Annotated in this window: 15 protein-coding genes; 8 read left to right on the top strand and 7 right to left on the bottom strand. The window is 68.2% G+C overall.

Translation table 11 applies throughout. From position 1 onward, the window contains the following. Nucleotides 1–88: 88 nt before the first annotated feature. The 3 genes from AB0F51_RS20415 to ngcE all read left to right on the top strand — a co-directional run bounded on the left by AB0F51_RS20415 (nt 89) and on the right by ngcE (nt 4011). Nucleotides 89–664: a hypothetical protein gene (locus AB0F51_RS20415; RefSeq protein WP_360282071.1), complete on the top strand. Its 576-nt coding sequence runs from the start codon at nt 89–91 to the stop codon at nt 662–664. A 434-nt stretch (nt 665–1098) separates the two neighbouring features. Beyond that, on the top strand, nt 1099–2043 hold the full coding sequence (gene holA, locus AB0F51_RS20420; protein ID WP_360282073.1) for a DNA polymerase III subunit delta: 945 nt from the start codon (nt 1099–1101) through the stop codon (nt 2041–2043). A 543-nt stretch (nt 2044–2586) separates the two neighbouring features. After that, on the top strand, nt 2587–4011 hold the full coding sequence (gene ngcE / locus AB0F51_RS20425; RefSeq protein WP_360282075.1) for an N-acetylglucosamine/diacetylchitobiose ABC transporter substrate-binding protein: 1425 nt from the start codon (nt 2587–2589) through the stop codon (nt 4009–4011). 149 nt (nt 4012–4160) lie between these two features. Here the strand turns inward: ngcE and rpsT are convergent, their stop codons facing one another. Together rpsT and AB0F51_RS20435 are read right to left on the bottom strand one after the other, a co-directional pair. Further along, a complete protein-coding gene (gene rpsT / locus AB0F51_RS20430; RefSeq protein WP_360282077.1) occupies nt 4161–4421 on the bottom strand; it encodes a 30S ribosomal protein S20 in 261 nt (86 codons plus the stop codon). Between the two features lie 132 nt (nt 4422–4553). Beyond that, the gene (locus tag AB0F51_RS20435; protein ID WP_360282079.1) at nt 4554–5006 is read right to left on the bottom strand and encodes an SRPBCC family protein; all 453 of its coding nucleotides are present in this window, start codon (nt 5004–5006) and stop codon (nt 4554–4556) included. A gap of 170 nt (nt 5007–5176) precedes the next feature. Here AB0F51_RS20435 and AB0F51_RS20440 point away from each other — a divergent pair, with 170 nt between their 5' ends. Then, on the top strand, nt 5177–8200 hold the full coding sequence (locus AB0F51_RS20440) for a S8 family serine peptidase (RefSeq protein ID WP_360282081.1): 3024 nt from the start codon (nt 5177–5179) through the stop codon (nt 8198–8200). 22 nt (nt 8201–8222) lie between these two features. Here the strand turns inward: AB0F51_RS20440 and AB0F51_RS20445 are convergent, their stop codons facing one another. The 3 genes from AB0F51_RS20445 to AB0F51_RS20455 are packed head-to-tail and all read right to left on the bottom strand — an operon-like array spanning nt 8223 to nt 10954. Beyond that, on the bottom strand, nt 8223–9131 hold the full coding sequence (locus AB0F51_RS20445) for a hypothetical protein (RefSeq protein WP_360282083.1): 909 nt from the start codon (nt 9129–9131) through the stop codon (nt 8223–8225). 42 nt (nt 9132–9173) lie between these two features. After that, nucleotides 9174–10418 (bottom strand): hypothetical protein, encoded by a 1245-nt coding sequence (locus tag AB0F51_RS20450; protein ID WP_360282085.1) that lies wholly within the window; start codon nt 10416–10418, stop codon nt 9174–9176. Next, complete coding sequence (locus tag AB0F51_RS20455) at nt 10415–10954, bottom strand: SigE family RNA polymerase sigma factor (protein WP_360282087.1); 540 nt, start codon at nt 10952–10954, stop codon at nt 10415–10417. The genes AB0F51_RS20450 and AB0F51_RS20455 overlap by 4 nt, the downstream gene beginning before the upstream one ends. Before the next feature lie 208 nt (nt 10955–11162). Between AB0F51_RS20455 and lepA the strand changes: the two genes are divergently transcribed. Together lepA and AB0F51_RS20465 are read left to right on the top strand one after the other, a co-directional pair. Next, nucleotides 11163–13052 carry a translation elongation factor 4 gene (gene lepA / locus AB0F51_RS20460; RefSeq protein ID WP_360282089.1) on the top strand — a complete coding sequence of 630 codons (1890 nt, stop codon included), beginning with the start codon at nt 11163–11165 and terminating at the stop codon, nt 13050–13052. Between the two features lie 5 nt (nt 13053–13057). After that, nucleotides 13058–13969 carry an aminoglycoside phosphotransferase family protein gene (locus AB0F51_RS20465; protein ID WP_360282091.1) on the top strand — a complete coding sequence of 304 codons (912 nt, stop codon included), beginning with the start codon at nt 13058–13060 and terminating at the stop codon, nt 13967–13969. Between the two features lie 76 nt (nt 13970–14045). On the opposite strand, the gene AB0F51_RS20470 is transcribed toward AB0F51_RS20465, so the two are convergent. Beyond that, entirely contained in the window at nt 14046–14870 is an 825-nt protein-coding gene (locus AB0F51_RS20470) for an AraC family transcriptional regulator (RefSeq protein WP_360282093.1), read from the bottom strand. A 29-nt stretch (nt 14871–14899) separates the two neighbouring features. Here AB0F51_RS20470 and AB0F51_RS20475 point away from each other — a divergent pair, with 29 nt between their 5' ends. Both AB0F51_RS20475 and AB0F51_RS20480 read left to right on the top strand, forming a co-directional pair. Then, nucleotides 14900–16198 carry an MFS transporter gene (locus AB0F51_RS20475; protein WP_360282095.1) on the top strand — a complete coding sequence of 433 codons (1299 nt, stop codon included), beginning with the start codon at nt 14900–14902 and terminating at the stop codon, nt 16196–16198. Continuing rightward, on the top strand, nt 16149–16775 hold the full coding sequence (locus tag AB0F51_RS20480; protein WP_360282097.1) for an MOSC domain-containing protein: 627 nt from the start codon (nt 16149–16151) through the stop codon (nt 16773–16775). The genes AB0F51_RS20475 and AB0F51_RS20480 overlap by 50 nt, the downstream gene beginning before the upstream one ends. A 40-nt stretch (nt 16776–16815) precedes the next feature. Here the strand turns inward: AB0F51_RS20480 and AB0F51_RS20485 are convergent, their stop codons facing one another. Beyond that, the gene (locus tag AB0F51_RS20485) at nt 16816–17580 is read right to left on the bottom strand and encodes an IclR family transcriptional regulator (protein ID WP_360282099.1); all 765 of its coding nucleotides are present in this window, start codon (nt 17578–17580) and stop codon (nt 16816–16818) included. Between the last annotated feature and the right edge of the window lie 11 nt (nt 17581–17591).

Raw genomic sequence — 17591 nt, forward strand, 5'->3', positions numbered from 1 at the left:
GGGAGGAGCTCCGCACGTGACACGCATGCTGGCTACTGTCGGCGCTTCGCGGATCTTCCGCGTTGACCGCTGCTCGAAGGAGTGACTCGTGTCCCGTGGACGGGTGATCGTGGTGTTGGCGGTGATCGTTGCGATCCTCGTGCCGGTGTGCGTGCTGACTTGGTGGGATCCGTTCAACCTTCGGTACCAAGGTTTCCTGGAGGCCGCGTCAACCGGCCTGGTGGCAGTGGCCGCCGCCGCCGCGGCAGTCCTTGCCTGGCGTCGCCGCTCCATCAGGATCACCGCTGTGGCGCTAGGGGCTGTCGGGGTCTTGTTCGCCGCGGGTACGGCGTGGCTGTCAGCCGAGTTGTCGCCGCGCCCGGATGGAGACCGAGTAGCGTCACCGGACGGCCGCTACGAACTCGTCAGCGTGAGAGGCGTCATGGGACCCGAGGTACGCCTGCGGCGCGACCGCGGCCTACTGTCGCAGGAAACCGTTGTCTGGTACGACGACTGGAGCAACCCCAACGGCCTCGACAGCGGAACCGTCGTCCCAACGTTCCGGTTCGTCGACGCGCACTCTGTCGAGGTCACCGCCGACGGCTGCAGCCACCGGTCAACCTTCAACACCAGGACGCTACTCCTGACCGACCGCGCACGTCCCTTCCGTACAAGCAACTGCTGACCTACCAGGACGTTCCCGCCTTGGAGCTCCGACCCTCCCGAAGCGCTCAGCCGAACAACCGCGCGCGGTGGCGGAACCATCCCGCCGCCGCGCGGGGATGGCTCAGTCGTTGGGGTTGAAGGGGATGCCGGACGGCTTGGCCCGGCTCAGCTCGGTCGGGAACCGGCTGCCCGGCCATCCTTGTGGTAGACCGCCCTCGCGTGAATTCCGCTCTTGTTGTGCTCGGACCGGAGGTCGCCAAACGAAGTGGGAGCGAAGCGGCATCTCTGTGGCGTCAACCAGACCTGGGCCGGTGACGAGGGGTGCGCCTTCTGCCGGAGGCTCGGGGGGTGCAGGCGGCGTCTTGGCTGGTGGGTGACGAGATTGTCGGACGGGCGTGGGATGCTGGCGGGGTTATGGCTGCTCGAAGGAATTCTGCGCCCAAGTTGGGTGACGTGCTGCTCGTCACCGGTCCGGAAGCGTTTCTTGCTGACCGGGCTGTTCGTTCCGCGATTGCTGCCGTGTCGAAGGGTGGTGTCGAGGTTGAGGTGACCGAGCTCGGTGGCGCCGACCTCGATGTCGGGGTGTTCGCCGAACTCACCGGGCCGTCGCTGTTCGCGGCGGAGCGGGTGATGGTGCTCCGGACCTTGGAGAACCTGCCGGCCGAGATGGTCCCGCACCTGCTCGAGTACGCCGCGGCGCCGTCGGAGGATGTGCTTGTCGTGCTGGTCCACTCCGGTGGGCAGAAGGGCAAGGCGGTTCTCGACAAGTTGCGCAAGGCGTCGGTCAACGAGGTGGTTGCGACTGCGCCGAAGACGTGGGAGCTGCCGCAGTTCGTGCTTGGCGAGATCAGGTTGCTCGGCGGGAGCATCGACGAGCGGGCGGCTACCGCGCTGGTGGATGCCGTTGGCCACGATCTACGGGCTTTGGCTGGAGCGTGTTCGCAGCTTGTTTCGGACTCGGGTGGTCAGCCGGTGGATCCGGAACTGATCGGCCAGTACTTCGGTGGTCGCGCCGAGGTGACGAGTTTCGCGGTCGCGGACGCGGCGATCAACGGGCGGACCGAGCCGGCGCTCGAGCAACTGCGCTGGGCGCTCGACTGTGGTGTCGCCGCAGTGCTCGTGACGAGCGCGATGGCGGGTGGCCTGCGAGGGCTGGCGAAGTACACGAGTGCTCCGAGTGGGTTGCGCGAGGCGGATCTGGCGCGCGAGGTCGGCGTACCGCCGTGGAAGTTGAAGACGCTCAAGCAGCAGGCGCGAGGCTGGACGCCCGGTGGGCTCGCCACCGCGATCAAGGCGGTCGCCCAGGCCGACGCCGACGTAAAAGGCGCCTCCGGCGACGCCGGCTACGCCCTCGAACGCATGGTCATAACCGTCAGCCGCTCCCACGGCCGCCGCTAACCACAGCCCTCGCTACCGAGCCCGCTCCCGCGGCCGCCGCTGTCCCCAGCCCTCCCCGAAGAGCCCGTACGCCGCTAACCATCGAGCCACAGCCTCGGTGCCACCAGCATCCGCGGAGCGGGCAGCCGGATCATGCGGGCCGGGGTGCAGAGGCGTGGGGCGCAGGGCCGGCTGGATCGTGCGGCGCAGGGCGATTGTGCGGGCGCAAGGGTGCGAGGTGCAGAGCACGGCTGGATCGCCCGAGCGCGAGTGGGGCGTGGGGGCGGTTGGGTTGCGCGAGTCGGATGCAGGGGCTCCGCCGGATCGTCCGGGCCGGGGCGACTGTGCGAGCGCGAGGGGTCGGGCGCAGGCCACGGCTGGAGCGTGCGACGCGATCCGGAAGCGTGGCGCGGGTGCGGCTGGGTCGCGTGGGGCGCAGCTCGCGGGGCGCGGACGGATCACTCCGGCGCTGGAGGCGGTTTTTAACCTTGACTTCGGGTGGGTGGTAGGAAAAATTCTTTCCAGCAGATTGCTTAGGTAAGAACTTGTCGGAGGGTGGGATTGATGACGACTCCCAATAGCCTGTCGCGGCGGTTGTTTTTGCAGCGGGCGGCGGTGGGGACCTTGCTGGCCAGTGGGGGGAGTGCGTTGCTGGCGGGGTGTGCCAGTGGTGGGGATGACGGGGACGGCGGTAGCGGCGGGGGTGGGGCGGAGAAGACGTCGTCCAACCCGTTCGGGGTTCAGGAGGGCGACGCGCTGGATGTCGTGATCTTCAAGGGCGGGTACGGCGACGACTACGCGAAGTTTCACGAGTCGCTCTACAAGAAGAAGTTCGCCAAGGCGGAGGTCAAGCACAAGGGCATCACCGACATCACGCCGCAGTTGCAGCCGCGGTTCAACGGCGGTACGCCGCCGGACGTGATCGACAACTCCGGTGCGTCGCTGCTGCCGATGTCGACGCTGGCCAGCACCGGCCAACTGGCCGACTTGACCGAGTTGTTCGACGCGCCCTCGGTCGACAACCCGGACGTCAAGGTGCGCGACACGCTCGAGCCGATCGCGCTGAAGGCGGCCGTGCTCGACGGCAAGCCGCTCGTGCTCGAGTACGTGCTCACCGTCTATGCAATCTGGTACAACAAGAAACTCTTCGACCAGCACGGCTGGAAGCCGGCCAAGACCTGGGCGGAGTTCATCGCGTTGTGCGGGGAAATCAAGAAGGCCGGGATCGCGCCGCTGGCGTACCAGGGCAAGCACGGCAACTACATCGGCCAGGTCGTGATGGACATGGCCGTGAAGCACGGCGGCCACGACGTCATCAAGAAGATCGACTCGCTCGAGCCGAACGCCTGGATGCATCCGTCGATCAAGCTCGCCGCCGAGGCGCTGCTCGAACTCCGGGGCAAGGGCTTCATCATGAACGGGACCGACGGCCTCGACCACGTCCAGTCGCAGACCGCCTGGAACAAGGGTCAGGCGGCCTTCATCCCCAGTGGTTCCTGGCTGGAGAACGAGCAGAAGCCGGTCGCGCCGCCGGACTTCCTCACCACCGCGACGTTCACGCCGCTCCTCGACGGCGCCAAGTTGCCGGTCGACTGCACCGGCATCAACGCGGGCGAGAACTTCATCGTCCCGGCGAAGGCGAAGAACAAGGCGGGCGGGATGGAGTACCTGCGGCTGATGCTGTCGAAGGAGGGCGCCGGCAAGTTCACCGAGCTGACCGGCTCACCGACAGTCGTGAAGGGTGCGGGCGAGGGGCTCAAGCTGAGCCCGGGCGCCGAGTCGTCGAGTGCCCTGCTGAAGTCGGGCGGGGAGAACAACTGGACGCAGTACTGGCCGGCTTGGTACGCGACGATGGACAAGCCGATGCGCGCCGTGTACGCCGAACTGGCGGCGGGCCGGTTGAGCGCCGACGAGTTCCAGAAGCGGGCGCAGAAGCTGGCCGACGACACGGCGAAGGACCCGAAGACGAAAAAGCAGGTCCGCAGCTAGTCGTTGACCTGACAGTGCCCGCGGCCACAACGGCTGCGGGCACTGTGCGCGTTCGAGAGCTGATTCCGTACGCCGATCGCGCGCGTGCGGGCACGCAAAAACGATCGGCCGCGTTCCGGGTTCCGGAGGGGCCGATCGTCAGCGCGCTGTCAGAGGGAAGCGGCCTTCTTGAAGATGGACGACTTCCGGTTCGCTGCCTGGTTGGCGTGGATGACGCCCTTGCTGGCGGCCTTGTCGAGCAGGCGGGCAGCAACGCGGGCCTGCTCCTGCGCCTTCGCGGTGTCGCCGTTGTCAGCAGCCTCGCGGAACCGGCGAACAGCCGTCTTGAGCGTCGACTTCACCGACTTGTTGCGAAGCCGCGCAGCCTCGTTCTGGCGGTTGCGCTTGATCTGGGACTTGATGTTCGCCACGGATGCAGAGCCTCGATCAGTGTTTGGGATCAGTACAGGAAAGGGTGGTGCGTGCACGGGTGAGTACCAACGCACACGCGCGAAGAGACAGATTAGCAAGAAGCCACCGCCACCACCAAACCGAGCCATCGCTCAGGCGGCTGGTTCCAGGCTGGCTTTCAGTCTGGTGAGGGTGGTGTGGATGCCGTGGCGGTTCCGTTCGGCCCGGTCGCCGAAGATCCAGCCGAACGCGGTCCGCAGCGCCGCCGGCCGCCGATCCGTCCAGGACTCGGTAACAGTGCAGCCTCCAGAGACCGCAGCGAACTCATAGGTCCACAGCGCGATCGGCACCGGTCCGAAGTCGATCCGGAAGGAGAAGCGCGACCCCGGCACCGCCTCGACCACCTCGCCCTGCGTGAACCACCGGATCGCCCCCGCCCGGTTGTGCCCGATGAACCGCGCGCCGACCCGGGGCCCGTCCGCCGTCCGCCAGCTCACCCGGCTGCACTCCGGACTCCACTCCGCCATCCGTGAGAGCGCACTCACCTGCTCGTAGACCTCTGCCGGTGACGCGGCGATCGTGATCGACTCGCTGAAATCCGGCATTCAGTGTCCTCCTCGGAACGACGGCGATTCTGGTGACACGGGCCAGAGGGAGCGTGACATCACTGCGAGTGAACGGCATACTCAGCCCCCTCAGTGACGCCAGTTGCCGCGGGGGTGGTGTCTGCGGCCGTCACCAGTGAATCAGTTCCACCCTGCCTGGAGGCCCGCCCGTGCCCGCACCCGCCCGTCGTCGTACCCGCCTGCTCTTGGTGGCCTCGGCTTCTGCCGCCGCTCTGGTGATCGCCACCGGCGCCCAAGCCACCGCAGTCCTCACCTCTCCGGACACCAGCCCGGCTGCCACCAGTGAGACGAGCAGCGTCCCGGTCAAGGAGTCCCCGACCGGCGCGTACATCGTCCAGCTCGACGACTCCCCGGTAGCCGAGTACGACGGCGACATCGCCGGCCTGCCCGCGACTCGGGCGCTTCCCGGCGGCAAGCTGCTGACCGGTGCCGCCCAGGTCACGTCGTACGTGCGGCATCTTGCCCGCGAGCGCAGCGAGATCCTCCGCCAGGTGCCGGCCGCGAAGAAGCTGTACGACTACAACTTCACGTACGCCGGTTTCTCCGCGCGCATGTCGCACGACGAGGCCGTCAAGCTGGCCAAGACCTCCGGCGTGAAGAGCGTGGAGGCGAGCGAGCTGCAGCACCAGGACACGGTCGACACGCCCCGGTACCTCGGCCTGTCGGGCCGAGGCGGCGCCTGGCAGCAGGCCGGCGGAATCGACAAGGCCGGCGACGGCGTGATCGTCGGCGTCATCGACACCGGCTTCGTCCCCGAGCGCCCGAGCTTCGCGCCGATCAAGACGACCAAGCAGTCGGACGCCCTGGTCGCCAAGAAGTGGAAGGGCACCTGCCAGGCCGGCACGGAGGCCCCGGTCACCTGCAACAACAAGGTCATCGGAGCCCGGTACTTCGACGCAGGCATCGGCGACCGCCCGATCCCGGCCGAGTTCCGGTCGCCTCGTGACTACGGCGGCCACGGCACCCACACGGCCAGTACTGCGGCCGGCAACTACGGCGTCGACATGAGCGTCCTCGGCCGGGACTACGGCAAGGGCTCGGGCATCGCCCCGCACGCCCGGCTGGCCATCTACAAGGTGCTCTGGACCGTCGACGCGGCCGGCGGCGGCAGCGGTACGGACGCGGACATCGTCGCGGGCATCGACGCCGCGGTCGCTGACGGCGTCGACGTGATCAACTACTCGATCTCCGGTTCCGGTTCGACCTACGTGAACGCCACCGGGCTCGCCTTCCTCCGTGCGGCCAAGGCCGGCGTCTTCGTCGCGACCAGCGCAGGCAACACGGGTCCGGGCGTCGGCACCGTCGGCAAGACCTACCCGTGGGTGACGACGGTTGCCAACGGCACCCATGACCGCGATGTGCAGACCACTGTCACCCTGGGCAACGGCAAGTCGTACACGGGTGCGGGCATCGGCGCCGGTACGCCGAGCGCGCCGGTGATCCTGGCCAAGGACGCCGGTCTGGCGGGCGCCAACCCCACCAACCTGGTGCTCTGCATGCCCGGCACGCTCGACCCGGCCAAGGTGACCGGCAAGATCGTCGTCTGTGACCGCGGCGTGAGCGCCCGGGTGGACAAGAGCCTGCAGGTGAAGAACGCCGGCGGTATCGGCATGATCCTGGTCAACCCGACCGCGAGCACGCTCGACTCCGACCTGCACTCCGTCCCCTCGGTGCACCTCGACCACGTGGCCAACCCGGAGATCAAGGCCTACGTCTCCGGCACCGCCAACCCGACCGCCCAGATCGCCGCTGCCAAGACCGTCCGGGTGAACGCGCCGAAGGTCGCCAGTACGTCGAGCCGCGGCCCGTCCCCGGCCGGCAACGGTGACCTGCTCAAGCCCGACATCATGGCGCCGGGCACCAACGTGCTGGCCGCCACCAGCGCCTTCAGCGCCGCGGGTGGTGAGTACGCCTTCCTCAGCGGTACGTCGATGGCGTCGCCGCACATCGCCGGCGCGGCCGCGGTGCTCAAGAGTCGGTACCCGAGCTGGTCGCCGATGGCGATCAAGTCGGCGCTGCTGACCACCGGCAACTCGCTCGACACCAACGGCGACCCGATCAAGAACGACTCCGGCTCGGCCGGCAACCCGTTCGGGTACGGCGCCGGCATGATGCAGCCGAAGAAGGCGATGGACCCCGGACTGGTCTACGACTCGTCGTACGACGACTGGGCGAAGTTCGTGTGTGGAACGGGTCAGGTCGGGCAGACGCACGAGCTGTGCGCCAAGGGCAAGATCGACCCGAGCGACCTGAACTACCCGACCATCGCGATCGGCGACCTGGCCGGCCAGCAGACGGTCAAGCGGACCGTGCGCAACGTTGGTCTGCTCCCCGAGATCTACCGCCCGACGGTCGAGGGCATGACCGGGTTTCAGGTCACGGTCTCGCCGAAGCTCCTGGTGGTCCTGCCCGGGCGCACCGCGTCGTACACGGTGAGCTTCAAGCACAACGGGGCTCCGCTGGAGCAGTACTCGTTCGGCAAGCTCAACTGGACCTCCAGCCGGCACGTGGTCAGCAGCACGCTGGCCGTCCGGCCGCTGACGCTCAAGGCGCCGGTCCAGGTCACTGGCACGGGCACCAGCGGTTCGGTCGAGGTCCCGTTCACTGCTGGCTACACCGGCACGCTGCAGACCTCTGTGAGCGGGCTGACCGCTGCCACCGTCGCCGAGGCGACTCTGACGAACCCGGGTGGCGTCTCCTTCCCGACCACCAACCCGGCGGCCAACAGCCACGTGGCGAAGTACACGGTGACGGTCCCGGCCGGTACCAAGCATGCGAGGTTCTCCACCTTCGACGCTGACTACCCGGCGGGCACCGACCTCGACGTCTTCGTCTACAAGGCCGGTACGTCGACTGTGCTCGGCAGCAGCACGGGCGGGACAGCCGAAGAAGAGGTCAACCTCCCTGCACCCGCAGGCGGCTCGTACGACGTGTACGTCGACCTGTTCGCCGGCGCGGACGAGCAGCTCGTGAAGCTCAACCACTGGGAGCTCAACGAGCCCGCAGGGAACCTGACGGCTACCCCGGCCTCCCAGCCGGTCACCACGGCCGCCCAGGCATCAGTGACAGCCAGCTGGACCGGCCTGACCGCAGGCAGCCGCTACCTGGGCCGCCTCGCCTTCACGGACGGTGCCGACGGCTCCGGCTCGACCATCATCCGCATCAACAGCTGAGCCGTATCAACAGATCGCCGTATCAACAGCTGAGTCGCGCACGCAGCAAGTCAAGGTACTGAAGAGCCGACTCACGCTGCCAAGCCCGAATGGTGGGCAGCCCCGCAGGCGACTGCTGGTGGCTGCCCCACCACAGGCCTCCCGCGATACCTGCGATGAAGCCGGTGATGCCGACATCGTCAGGTAGCGCCGGGAGGTCCACCGAGCCCTGCATGTCGCCGTACAGGATGACTGTGTCGGCCCAGGACGCTGCAGTGGACGCGTGAGCCCAGTCGACGAAGACAACCCGTTCCTCGGTCATCAGGATGTTGTCCGCCCGCAGATCCCAGTGCGCCAACCCGTTGCCGTCGGCCAAGGCATCCAGCCCAGTCCTGGCGAGTACTGCGAACTCCTGCTCGCGCCCAGCCATCCACTCCGGTACGTCGAGCCCGTCGGCGATCACCAGGTCCCACCGGCTCAGGAACGCCTCGCTGCGTACCGCGGAAACCGGCGCCTCCAGCCACGGGGATGGCTGCAACGCAGCGGTCAGCTCCTCGAGTGCGTCGAGCACCCGGTTCGCGTCCTGCGGGCGCCAGGGGTGGGGTGGGAGGTAGCCGTCGATGTCCTCCATCAGCAGGCCGACCCAGTCGCCGTCGTCGTACACGTCGTACAGGAAAGGTGTGTGCGGCAACGAGTGGGCTGCAAGCCCTTGCATGGCAGCGATCTCGTTGCGGAACAGGGTGGGCGTGTCGAGGTTCAGCGACGGGCCGACGGCTTTGAGGAAGGCTCGGCGGCCTGTGGTGGTCACCAGTCGGGCAGCGACGCCGGGGGAGAAGCCGCCCTGCTGGGTCGCCGCGGAGACGACCGACGAGCCCAGCGCGCGGTCCACCCAGGCCCGGACGGCCGCCGGGGATTCCTCGTACGGCAGGCGGACTCCGCTTGCGTGTGCCATGCCTACCGAGGGTAAGACCCGGGCGGCCGTAAAGCCTCCGATTTAGGGATGGCCGAGATCGGGGCCGACGACGGCGGCCGATTCCGGGCCGTCCTGGATTCGCTCGCAGGCGCCGGTCAGGACGTTGCAGCGGGTGGTGAACACGCGGTCGGAGGAGCCCAGGGAGGCGGCGCTGAGAACGTGCTCCGGATCCTCCCAGATCGCGTCGTAGTCGGGCGTGACGATCGTGGCCAGGACGTTGAGGCTGGTCTTGGCCCCCGTGTCGACCAGATAGCCCTGGGCGGTGGTGCCTGCCTCGGCGACCAGCAGGCGACCGTCAGGTGACAAGGTGGCGCCCGCGCCGCCGCATTTCTTCACCACGGTCTGCAGCTTGTTCGCGGTGTCGAGCGTGACGACCAGCACGCACGAGTCGGTGCCATCTTTGGTGAAGACCGGCTCCGGGTCGGTCAGCAGCATCCGGTCCGTTCCCCGGTACGCCGTCAGCCGGTGCTTGCCGGCATCCACGGTCACCGGCGCCGAGCCCGGCTCCCACACCTTGGTTACGGACTTCGCCCCGTCCGACACGAACCACACGCCATGGCTGTTCCAGCCCGCCACCTCGGTGCTCGTGGACGCCGGAGTCGCCGCCAATCGCTTGCCGGAGGCAACGGAAACGGTGACGACCGAGGCTTTGCCGCCCGCCACCGGGGCGACGTACGCCAGCCGGCTGCCATCCGGCGACAACGAGGCGCCCTCGTCGGTCATCCGCCCGAACGAGCGGAACTTTCCGTCCCTCTCCAGGACGCCGATCTCCGGCAGCTCGCCTTCGATGCCGGTACTCCGGGACACCACCCAGCCACAGCCGACCCGGCCGATGCTGGTGATCAGCCGCCGGTCCGGCAGCGCGACCCGGACGCCGAGGTCCTCCAGATAGCTGACGGTCACCGGCCCGTTCTTCGCCATCACGAACGGCACCTTCGGCGGCGGGCCGAACGGCAACTTGTTCAGCTCGCCGTACTGCGAACCTGCGGAGTTCCGCTGCTCGTAGTTCAGCGCCTCGACGGCCGGCGGCTCCGGGCAAACGCTCGCGGCCGGTGGTGGCGCCGACCGGTTCCGGGAGATCGCGATCGGGATGGCCACGGCGACCACCACCGCTCCCATCGCGAGTCCGATCGCCAGGACCGGCGTCCACCGCCGCTGGGTGGCCGGCTTCGCGGGGAACAGGTCCGGTGGGACCGCGTTGTCCGGCACGGTCCCGGCAGCGGCGTCGAGGGCCTCTGACAACCGCTCTTCGAGATGCTTCGTCATCGGTCCTCCTTCAGCTTGTGGCCCAGACTCTTCAACGCACGGGACGCGGTCGACCGGACGGAGACCTCGCTGATGCCGAGTGTCTGCGCGATGTCCGCATCGGACAGATGCAGATAGAACCGCATCACCAGTACTTCGCGCCGCCGGGCCGGCAGCGTCGCGAGTGCCGCGAGCACCTCCCGGCGGTCCTCGCCGATCATGGCCGCGCTCTCCGCGGACCAGACCGCCGGCTCGGGCTGGCTCCGGTGCAGCAGAGCGAGCTTGCGGCGCCGGAGGACGGACCGGCTGGTGTTCAGCACCGCGGAGCGCAGGTAGGCCTCGACCCGGGTGCCGTCCTTGATCTTGTCCCAGCGCCGGTACATCGCGGCGAAGGCCTCCTGGACGGCGTCCTCGGCCGACGGCCGGTCGCCGAGCATCAGCAAGGACAGCCGGACCATGCCGGCCCACTTCTCCCGGTACAACCGGGTGATCGCCGCCTCCCGGTCCAGCTCCGGCGCGGGCGGCACCCCGGTCCGGCCGCCCCCGCTCAGCATCATGTCGCTCACAGTAGAGAGACACCGGCTCAGGGCATTTGTTGCACGCCGAGCTGACGAGCGGGCCGCCGGTCACGGATCGAGATCAAAGGTTACCCACGGTGACGAAGTGCCGGTCGAAAACCGGTGGGGCGGCATGGGATGATTGGTGGACTGCCGCGGACCCTGCCGCGCGCTTGGATCGACCACCCGAGACGAACTGGAATCTTCCGTGCCCGCTGGCCCCACGTCCGTTCCGCAGCCCGGTCGTACCGACCCGTCGCTGATCCGGAACTTCTGCATCATCGCCCACATCGACCACGGCAAGTCGACGCTGGCCGACCGGATGCTGCAGATCACCGGAGTGGTCGACGGCCGCGCGATGCGGGCGCAGTACCTGGACCGGATGGACATCGAGCGCGAGCGCGGGATCACGATCAAGTCGCAGGCCGTCCGGCTGCCGTTCGCGCCGAAGCCGGACACCCCCGGTGGACTGCTCGCCCCGGACGGTACGACGTACATCCTGAACATGATCGACACCCCCGGCCACGTGGACTTCACCTACGAGGTGTCCCGGTCGCTGGAGGCGTGTGAGGGCGCGGTGCTGCTGGTCGACGCGGCGCAGGGCATCGAGGCGCAGACGCTGGCCAACCTGTACCTCGCGCTGAACGCGGACCTGCACATCATCCCGGTGCTGAACAAGATCGACCTGCCCGGCGCGATGCCGGAGAAGTACGCCGCCGAGCTGGCGCACATCATCGGCTGCAAGGAGTCCGACGTACTGCGGGTCTCGGCGAAGACCGGCGAAGGCGTCGAGGAGCTGCTCAGCGAGATCGTCGCCCAGGTCGAGCCGCCCAAGGGGGTCAAGGACGCTCCGCCGCGGGCGCTGATCTTCGACTCGGTCTACGACACCTACCGCGGCGTGGTCACCTACGTACGGGTGGTCGACGGTGAACTGACCCACCGGGACAAGATCAAGATGATGTCGACCGGCGCGGTGCACGAGATGCTCGAGGTCGGGGTCATCTCACCGGAGCCGATGAAGTCGCCGAGTATCGGTGTCGGCGAGGTCGGCTACCTGATCACCGGGGTGAAGGACGTCCGCCAGTCCCGGGTCGGTGACACCGTCACCTCGGCGATCCGCGGCGCGACCGAAGCACTCGGCGGCTACAAGCATCCGCAGCCGATGGTGTACTCCGGGCTGTTCCCCATCGACGGCGACGACTACCCGACGCTGCGCGACGCGCTGGAGCGGCTGCAGCTCAACGACGCCGCCCTGCAGTACGAGCCGGAGAGCTCGGGCGCGCTCGGCTTCGGGTTCCGCTGCGGCTTCCTGGGCCTGCTGCACATGGAGATCGTCCGTGAGCGGCTCGAGCGGGAGTTCGACCTCGACCTGATCTCGACCGCGCCGAACGTGGTCTACCGGGTCCAGATGGAGGACGGCAAGGAGCATGTCGTCACCAACCCGAGCGAGTTCCCCGAGGGCAAGATCGACGAGATCTTCGAGCCGGTGGTGCGGGCGACGATCCTCAGCCCGAAGGACTTCATCGGCGTCATCATGGACCTGTGCCAGACCAAGCGGGGCAACCTGCAGGGGATGGAGTACCTGTCCGAGGACCGGGTCGAGCTGCGCTACACGCTGCCGCTGGCCGAGATCGTCTTCGACTTCTTCGACCAGCTGAAGTCGAAGACCAAGGGCTACGCGTCACTGGACTACGAACCGACCGGCGAGCAGGCCGCCGCGCTGGTCAAGGTCGACATCCTGCTGCAGGGCGAGACGGTGGACGCGTTCTCGGCGATCGTGCACCGCGACAACGCCTACTCGTACGGCGTCGCGCTGGCCGGCAAGCTCAAGGAGCTCATCCCGCGGCAGCAGTTCGAGGTACCGATCCAGGCCGCGATCGGGTCCCGGATCATCGCCCGCGAGTCGATCCGGGCGATCCGCAAGGACGTGCTGGCCAAGTGCTACGGCGGTGACATCACCCGGAAGCGCAAGCTGCTGGAGAAGCAGAAGGAGGGCAAGAAGCGGATGAAGATGGTGGGCCGGGTCGAGGTCCCCCAGGAAGCCTTCATCGCTGCCCTGAAGACCAGTGAGTCCCCGGGCGACAAGACCAAGAAGTAGTAGTAGTGCCGGTCGAGATCCCTGCGAAGTTCCTCGACGTCGGGTCACGCGGTCCTGAGTGGGTCGCGTGGCTGGACCGGCTGCCTCGGCTGACGGCTGAGTTGCTGGCCGAGTGGGAGTTGCGCGAGGACGGCGTACCGGCGTACGGGAACTGTGCGTTGGTGGTGCCCGTGCTGGCCAAGGACGGTACGCCGGGTGTGCTGAAGGTGCAGTTCCCGCACTGGGAGGCTGAGACCGAGCATCTCGCGTTGCGGGCCTGGGACGGCAACGGCGCGGTCAAGTTGCTGCGGGCCGATCCGCGCCGGTTCGCCTTGCTGCTGGAGCGTTTGCAGCCGCGGGATCTGACCACGGTCGACGACCTCGAGGCCTGCGAGATTGTTGCCGCCAGCTACAAACGGCTGCATGTCGCCGCGGGGCCGCAGTACCGGACGCTGTCCGGCGAGCTGAAGCGCTGGATCGAGGGCTTCCGGCAACTACCTGCCTCGGCCCCGGTGCCTCACCGGTACGTCGAACAGGCGATCTCGCTGGCCTCCGACTTCATCGCGGACCCGGATTGCGACGGCAAGCTGATCCACACCGACCTGCACTACTTCAACATGCTGGCGGGGGAGCGGGAGCCGTGGCTGGTCATCGACCCGAAGCCACTGTCCGGCGATCCGGCCTACGAGGTGGCCCCATTGCTGTGGAACCGCTGGGACGAGGTGGTGGCGTCCGGCGACCTCCGCTTCCGAGTCCGGCAACGCTTCTACACCGCCGTCGACACCGCCAACCTCGACGAGGACCGCACCCGCGACTGGGTCATCGTCCGCCAGATGCTCAACGTCCTCTGGACCCTCCAGACCACCGATACCGACAACACCCTCCCCCAAGACTGGCTGACCCGAAACATAGCCATCGTCAAAGCCATCCAGGACTGACCGCCGCTCGATCGGCAGCTTCCGCCGGTGTTCCGGCAGATCGGGGCTCGCGGCAACCGTTTGGTGCGGCTGGGTTCTAGCGTCGCTGCCGGGCCTGCCACTGGCTCGGTGCCATTCCGAGGTACCGGCGGAATCCGGCCCGGAAATGTGAGGGCGAATGTATTCCCACCTGGGCCGCCGCGGCCTGCAGGTCGGCGCCGGCGTCGATCAGCTCCGCGGCCCGGCGCATCCGCGCCCGGAGCAGGTAGTCCCGCGGCGACAACCCGTACTGCGCCCGGAACAGTCGGGCGAAATGACCTGGACTCAGATGGGCGTGACCGGCCAGTACGGCGAGGTCGATGTCGTCGGCCAGATGCGTCTCGAGGTAGTCGCGCGCTTCCCGGAGCCGGCCGCCGTGGATCGGAACATCGGCGCGCTTGGCCCTGATCGCCTCGACCGCGAGTGCGGACACGTAGCTGTCGATGGCGAGGTCCCGCCCGGGCCGGTCGTGGGCGAGCTCGTCCAGCAACAGCCGGCGAGTGGAGTCGATCCGCGCGTTCATCCCACAGTGGGACAGGTCGAACAGCCTGCCGTCGCGCTGATGGAACTCGGTCAGAGCGCCGACCATCGTCGGTCGCAGCGTGATCATTACCTGGGCGTCGCGCGGCTCGGCGTCCTCGTGCCTGATCTGGAGCTCCTGCTCGCCGTCGAGTGCGACCAGGCAGTCGACAGTCACGCCTCCGCTCGAAGCGGACGTCCCGATCTGCCACTCGCCGCGGGTGGTGAGGATCAGCTCCGGCGCGCCGGTCTGCTCCACCGCGGGGTCGCGATGCACCCGACCGTGGTGGTGCTGAAACGCAGTGACCTCGCACATCCGGGTCCGGGCCAGCGGCCTGAGCATCCCGATCGGCGTCGACTCCACTTGTCGAGAATAGCTCTCGAGGACCGCCGGTGACCGGGGGATACCTCGCGGCGCTGAGGCACCGCGAGTACCGCCTGCTCTGGGTCGGTTCGACGGTGTCGACGCTCGGCGACTCGATGACGCTGGTCGCGCTGACCTGGCTGGTCCTCACCCGGTCCGGGCCGTCCGGTGTCGGCTGGCTGGTGTTCGCCTTCGGTGCGCCCGTCGTCATCGGCGGACTGCTGACCGGCCGGATCCTCGCCCGGTACGGCGTGGTCCGGACGCTGCTCGTGGACAGCGTGGTCCGGGCCGCCGTGGTCGCGTCCGTGCCGATCGCCGAGCTGACCGGCGGGGTACCGCACTGGCTGCCGTACGCCGTCGCGGCGACGTACGGGCTGGCGAAGATGATCCCGCTGGCCGGCGTCCCCACGCTGATCCCGGAACTTGTCGGCAGCGAGCAGCTCAACGCGGCCAACGCGTTGGAAATGCTGTCGTACGGCGTCGGCTCGGTGGCCGGCCCTGCGCTCGCCGGAGCCGCGCTGGCGGTCGTCGCGCCGGGCGACGTGTTGGCGGTTGACGCGGCCAGCTTCCTGATCTTCGCGGTCTGCCTCAAGCTGATGAAGCGGCGGACCGCGGGGCCGGCCGACACTGCTGGGATCAGCGTGGCCGGAGCAGTCCGCTTCATCCTGCGCTGCGGCCCGATCCGGACCACGACCCTGATGTTTGCCGCCTGCAACATCGGCCTCGGAGTACTAACGGTTCTTATCCCCGTCTACGCGGTCACCGTGCTGGATTCAGGGGCAGCCGCGTACGGCGCGATGAGTGCGGCGCTCGCAGCAGGCGAACTCGCCGGCGCTGCCCTGGCAGGCATCCTGCCCGTACGGCGTAGCCTCGGCCGGTTCATCGCCGCCACCCAGCTCGCCACCGGCTTGGCTGCCTGCGGGCTCCTGTTCCGGCCTTCACTCGTCGGCGCTTGCGTCTGCCTCGCCTTGGTCGGAGTCTTCAGTGCGCCGATGACAATCTGGGCCCAAACACTCCGCATGAGGCTTGTCCCACCAGCCCTCCGCGGCCACGTCTTTGCCATGCTGCGGACGTCGATGCAGGCCGGTGCTCCGGTCGGTGGCGCGGTGGGTGGTGCCGCTGTTGCTGGTGGCGTCGGGTTGGCTACGGCGTTGGCGGGGTTCTGGCTCGGGGCGCCGGGAGCTGCCGGTCTGACCGCTCCTTCGCTGTCCGCGGCCGCGCTTCCCAACGATGGAAACTCGGTGGCCGCCGGTCATCGCCCGGGAGAGGATGGGCGGTATGCGGCTGCTGACGGTGAATGTGGTGGAGGAACTGATCCCGGGGCCTAAGGACACCGGGCTGACGGCGATCGACAAGCGGCCGCAGAGTGGGCGGGTCGCGGTGGGGGAGCTTGGGCTTGTTGGGGATCGGGTCTGTGACACCAAGAACCATGGCGGGCCGGATCAGGCGGTCTACGCGTACGCCGAGGAGGACGCCCATTGGTGGAGTGAGCAACTCGACCTCGCCATCCCGAGTGGGCTCTTCGGTGAGAATCTCCGGACCGAGGGGCTCGACGTCAACAACGCCTTGATCGGTGAGGTGTGGCGGATCGGTGGCGAGGTCGAGGTGATGGTTCGGGCGCCGCGGATTCCGTGCGTCACGTTCCAGGACCGGATGCAGCTCAAGGGGTGGGTCAAGCAGTTCCACCAGGGCGGCCGGCCGGGCGCCTATCTCAAGGTGCTGAAGACGGGCACGATCGGCGCCGGCGATCCGATCGAGATTCTCAGCCGGCCGGACCACGAGGTCACCGTCGCCGAGATGTTCGCCGGCCAGGACTCCGCCAAGATGCGCGGGATGCTCGAGTCCGGCGTCGACCTGGTGGACGAACTCCGCGAAGCAGCCCAGCGCATCGCAGCAAGAGCCTGAACAGCAAGAGCCTGAACCGCAAGAGCCTGAACAGCAAGGGCTACTGCGAGGGCTCCAGATAGCCGAGGGCGGCGGAGATTTTGCGGGCTGCTTCGATGGCGGCGGGGGCCATCAGGGCGACCTGGGCGATGGACTGCTCCAGGGACAAGGTCGAGATGCTGACCGCTCCGATCGCGCTGCCGGTGTGGTCGTGGATGACGGCGGCGACGCAGCGGATACCGGGTTCGTTCTCCTCGTCGTCCAGCGCGTACCCGCGGGCGCGGACCTGGGCGAGGTCGGCCTTCAAAGCCGCTGCGGTCGTGTGGGTCAGGGGAGTGCGGGCCGGCAGGCCGGTGCGAGTAACGAGCGCGTCAAGCTCTTCATCGTCCTTCTCGGCCAGCAACGCTTTGCCGATCCCCGTGCAGTGCAGCCAGAAGGCCTTGCCCACGCGCGAAGGCATCCGGTACGGCTTCGGTCCGTCGAGACGCGCGACGTAGATCGCCTCGTCGCCGTTGAGCAGGCCGACATGGACCGTGCAGCGAGTCTGGGCGACCAGGTCAGCCAGAACCGGCCGGGCCACCGTCGCCAGATCCACGTTGGTGAGGGCGTGACCTGCGAGCCGCAGCGCCTTCGGGCCCGGGTGGTACGAACCGTCCTCGGCCTGCGCGACGAACTCGTGCTCGACCAGGGACGCCATGATCCGGTGCACGGTCGATTTGGCCAGGCCGGTGGCCGTCACCACGTCGGTGAAACGGGAGTGCTCGAGGACGGCGTCGAGCACCATCAGCGTCTTGTCGATGGCCGAGGGCGAACTCATGTCGCTCATCCTGTCACCTC

The sequence above is a fragment of the Kribbella sp. NPDC023855 genome (assembly GCF_040639475.1).
Taxonomy (GTDB): Bacteria; Actinomycetota; Actinomycetes; order Propionibacteriales; family Kribbellaceae; genus Kribbella.

Coding starts and splice junctions, on each gene's coding strand:
- AB0F51_RS20455 (WP_360282087.1), bottom strand. CDS start 10,954: ATGATGCTGAGCGGGGGCGGCCGGACCGGGGTGCCGCCCGCGCCGGAG.
- AB0F51_RS20445 (WP_360282083.1), bottom strand. CDS start 9,131: ATGGCACACGCAAGCGGAGTCCGCCTGCCGTACGAGGAATCCCCGGCG.
- AB0F51_RS20485 (WP_360282099.1), bottom strand. CDS start 17,580: ATGAGCGACATGAGTTCGCCCTCGGCCATCGACAAGACGCTGATGGTG.
- AB0F51_RS20435 (WP_360282079.1), bottom strand. CDS start 5,006: ATGCCGGATTTCAGCGAGTCGATCACGATCGCCGCGTCACCGGCAGAG.
- AB0F51_RS20450 (WP_360282085.1), bottom strand. CDS start 10,418: ATGACGAAGCATCTCGAAGAGCGGTTGTCAGAGGCCCTCGACGCCGCT.
- ngcE (WP_360282075.1), top strand. CDS start 2,587: ATGACGACTCCCAATAGCCTGTCGCGGCGGTTGTTTTTGCAGCGGGCG.
- AB0F51_RS20480 (WP_360282097.1), top strand. CDS start 16,149: ATGCGGCTGCTGACGGTGAATGTGGTGGAGGAACTGATCCCGGGGCCT.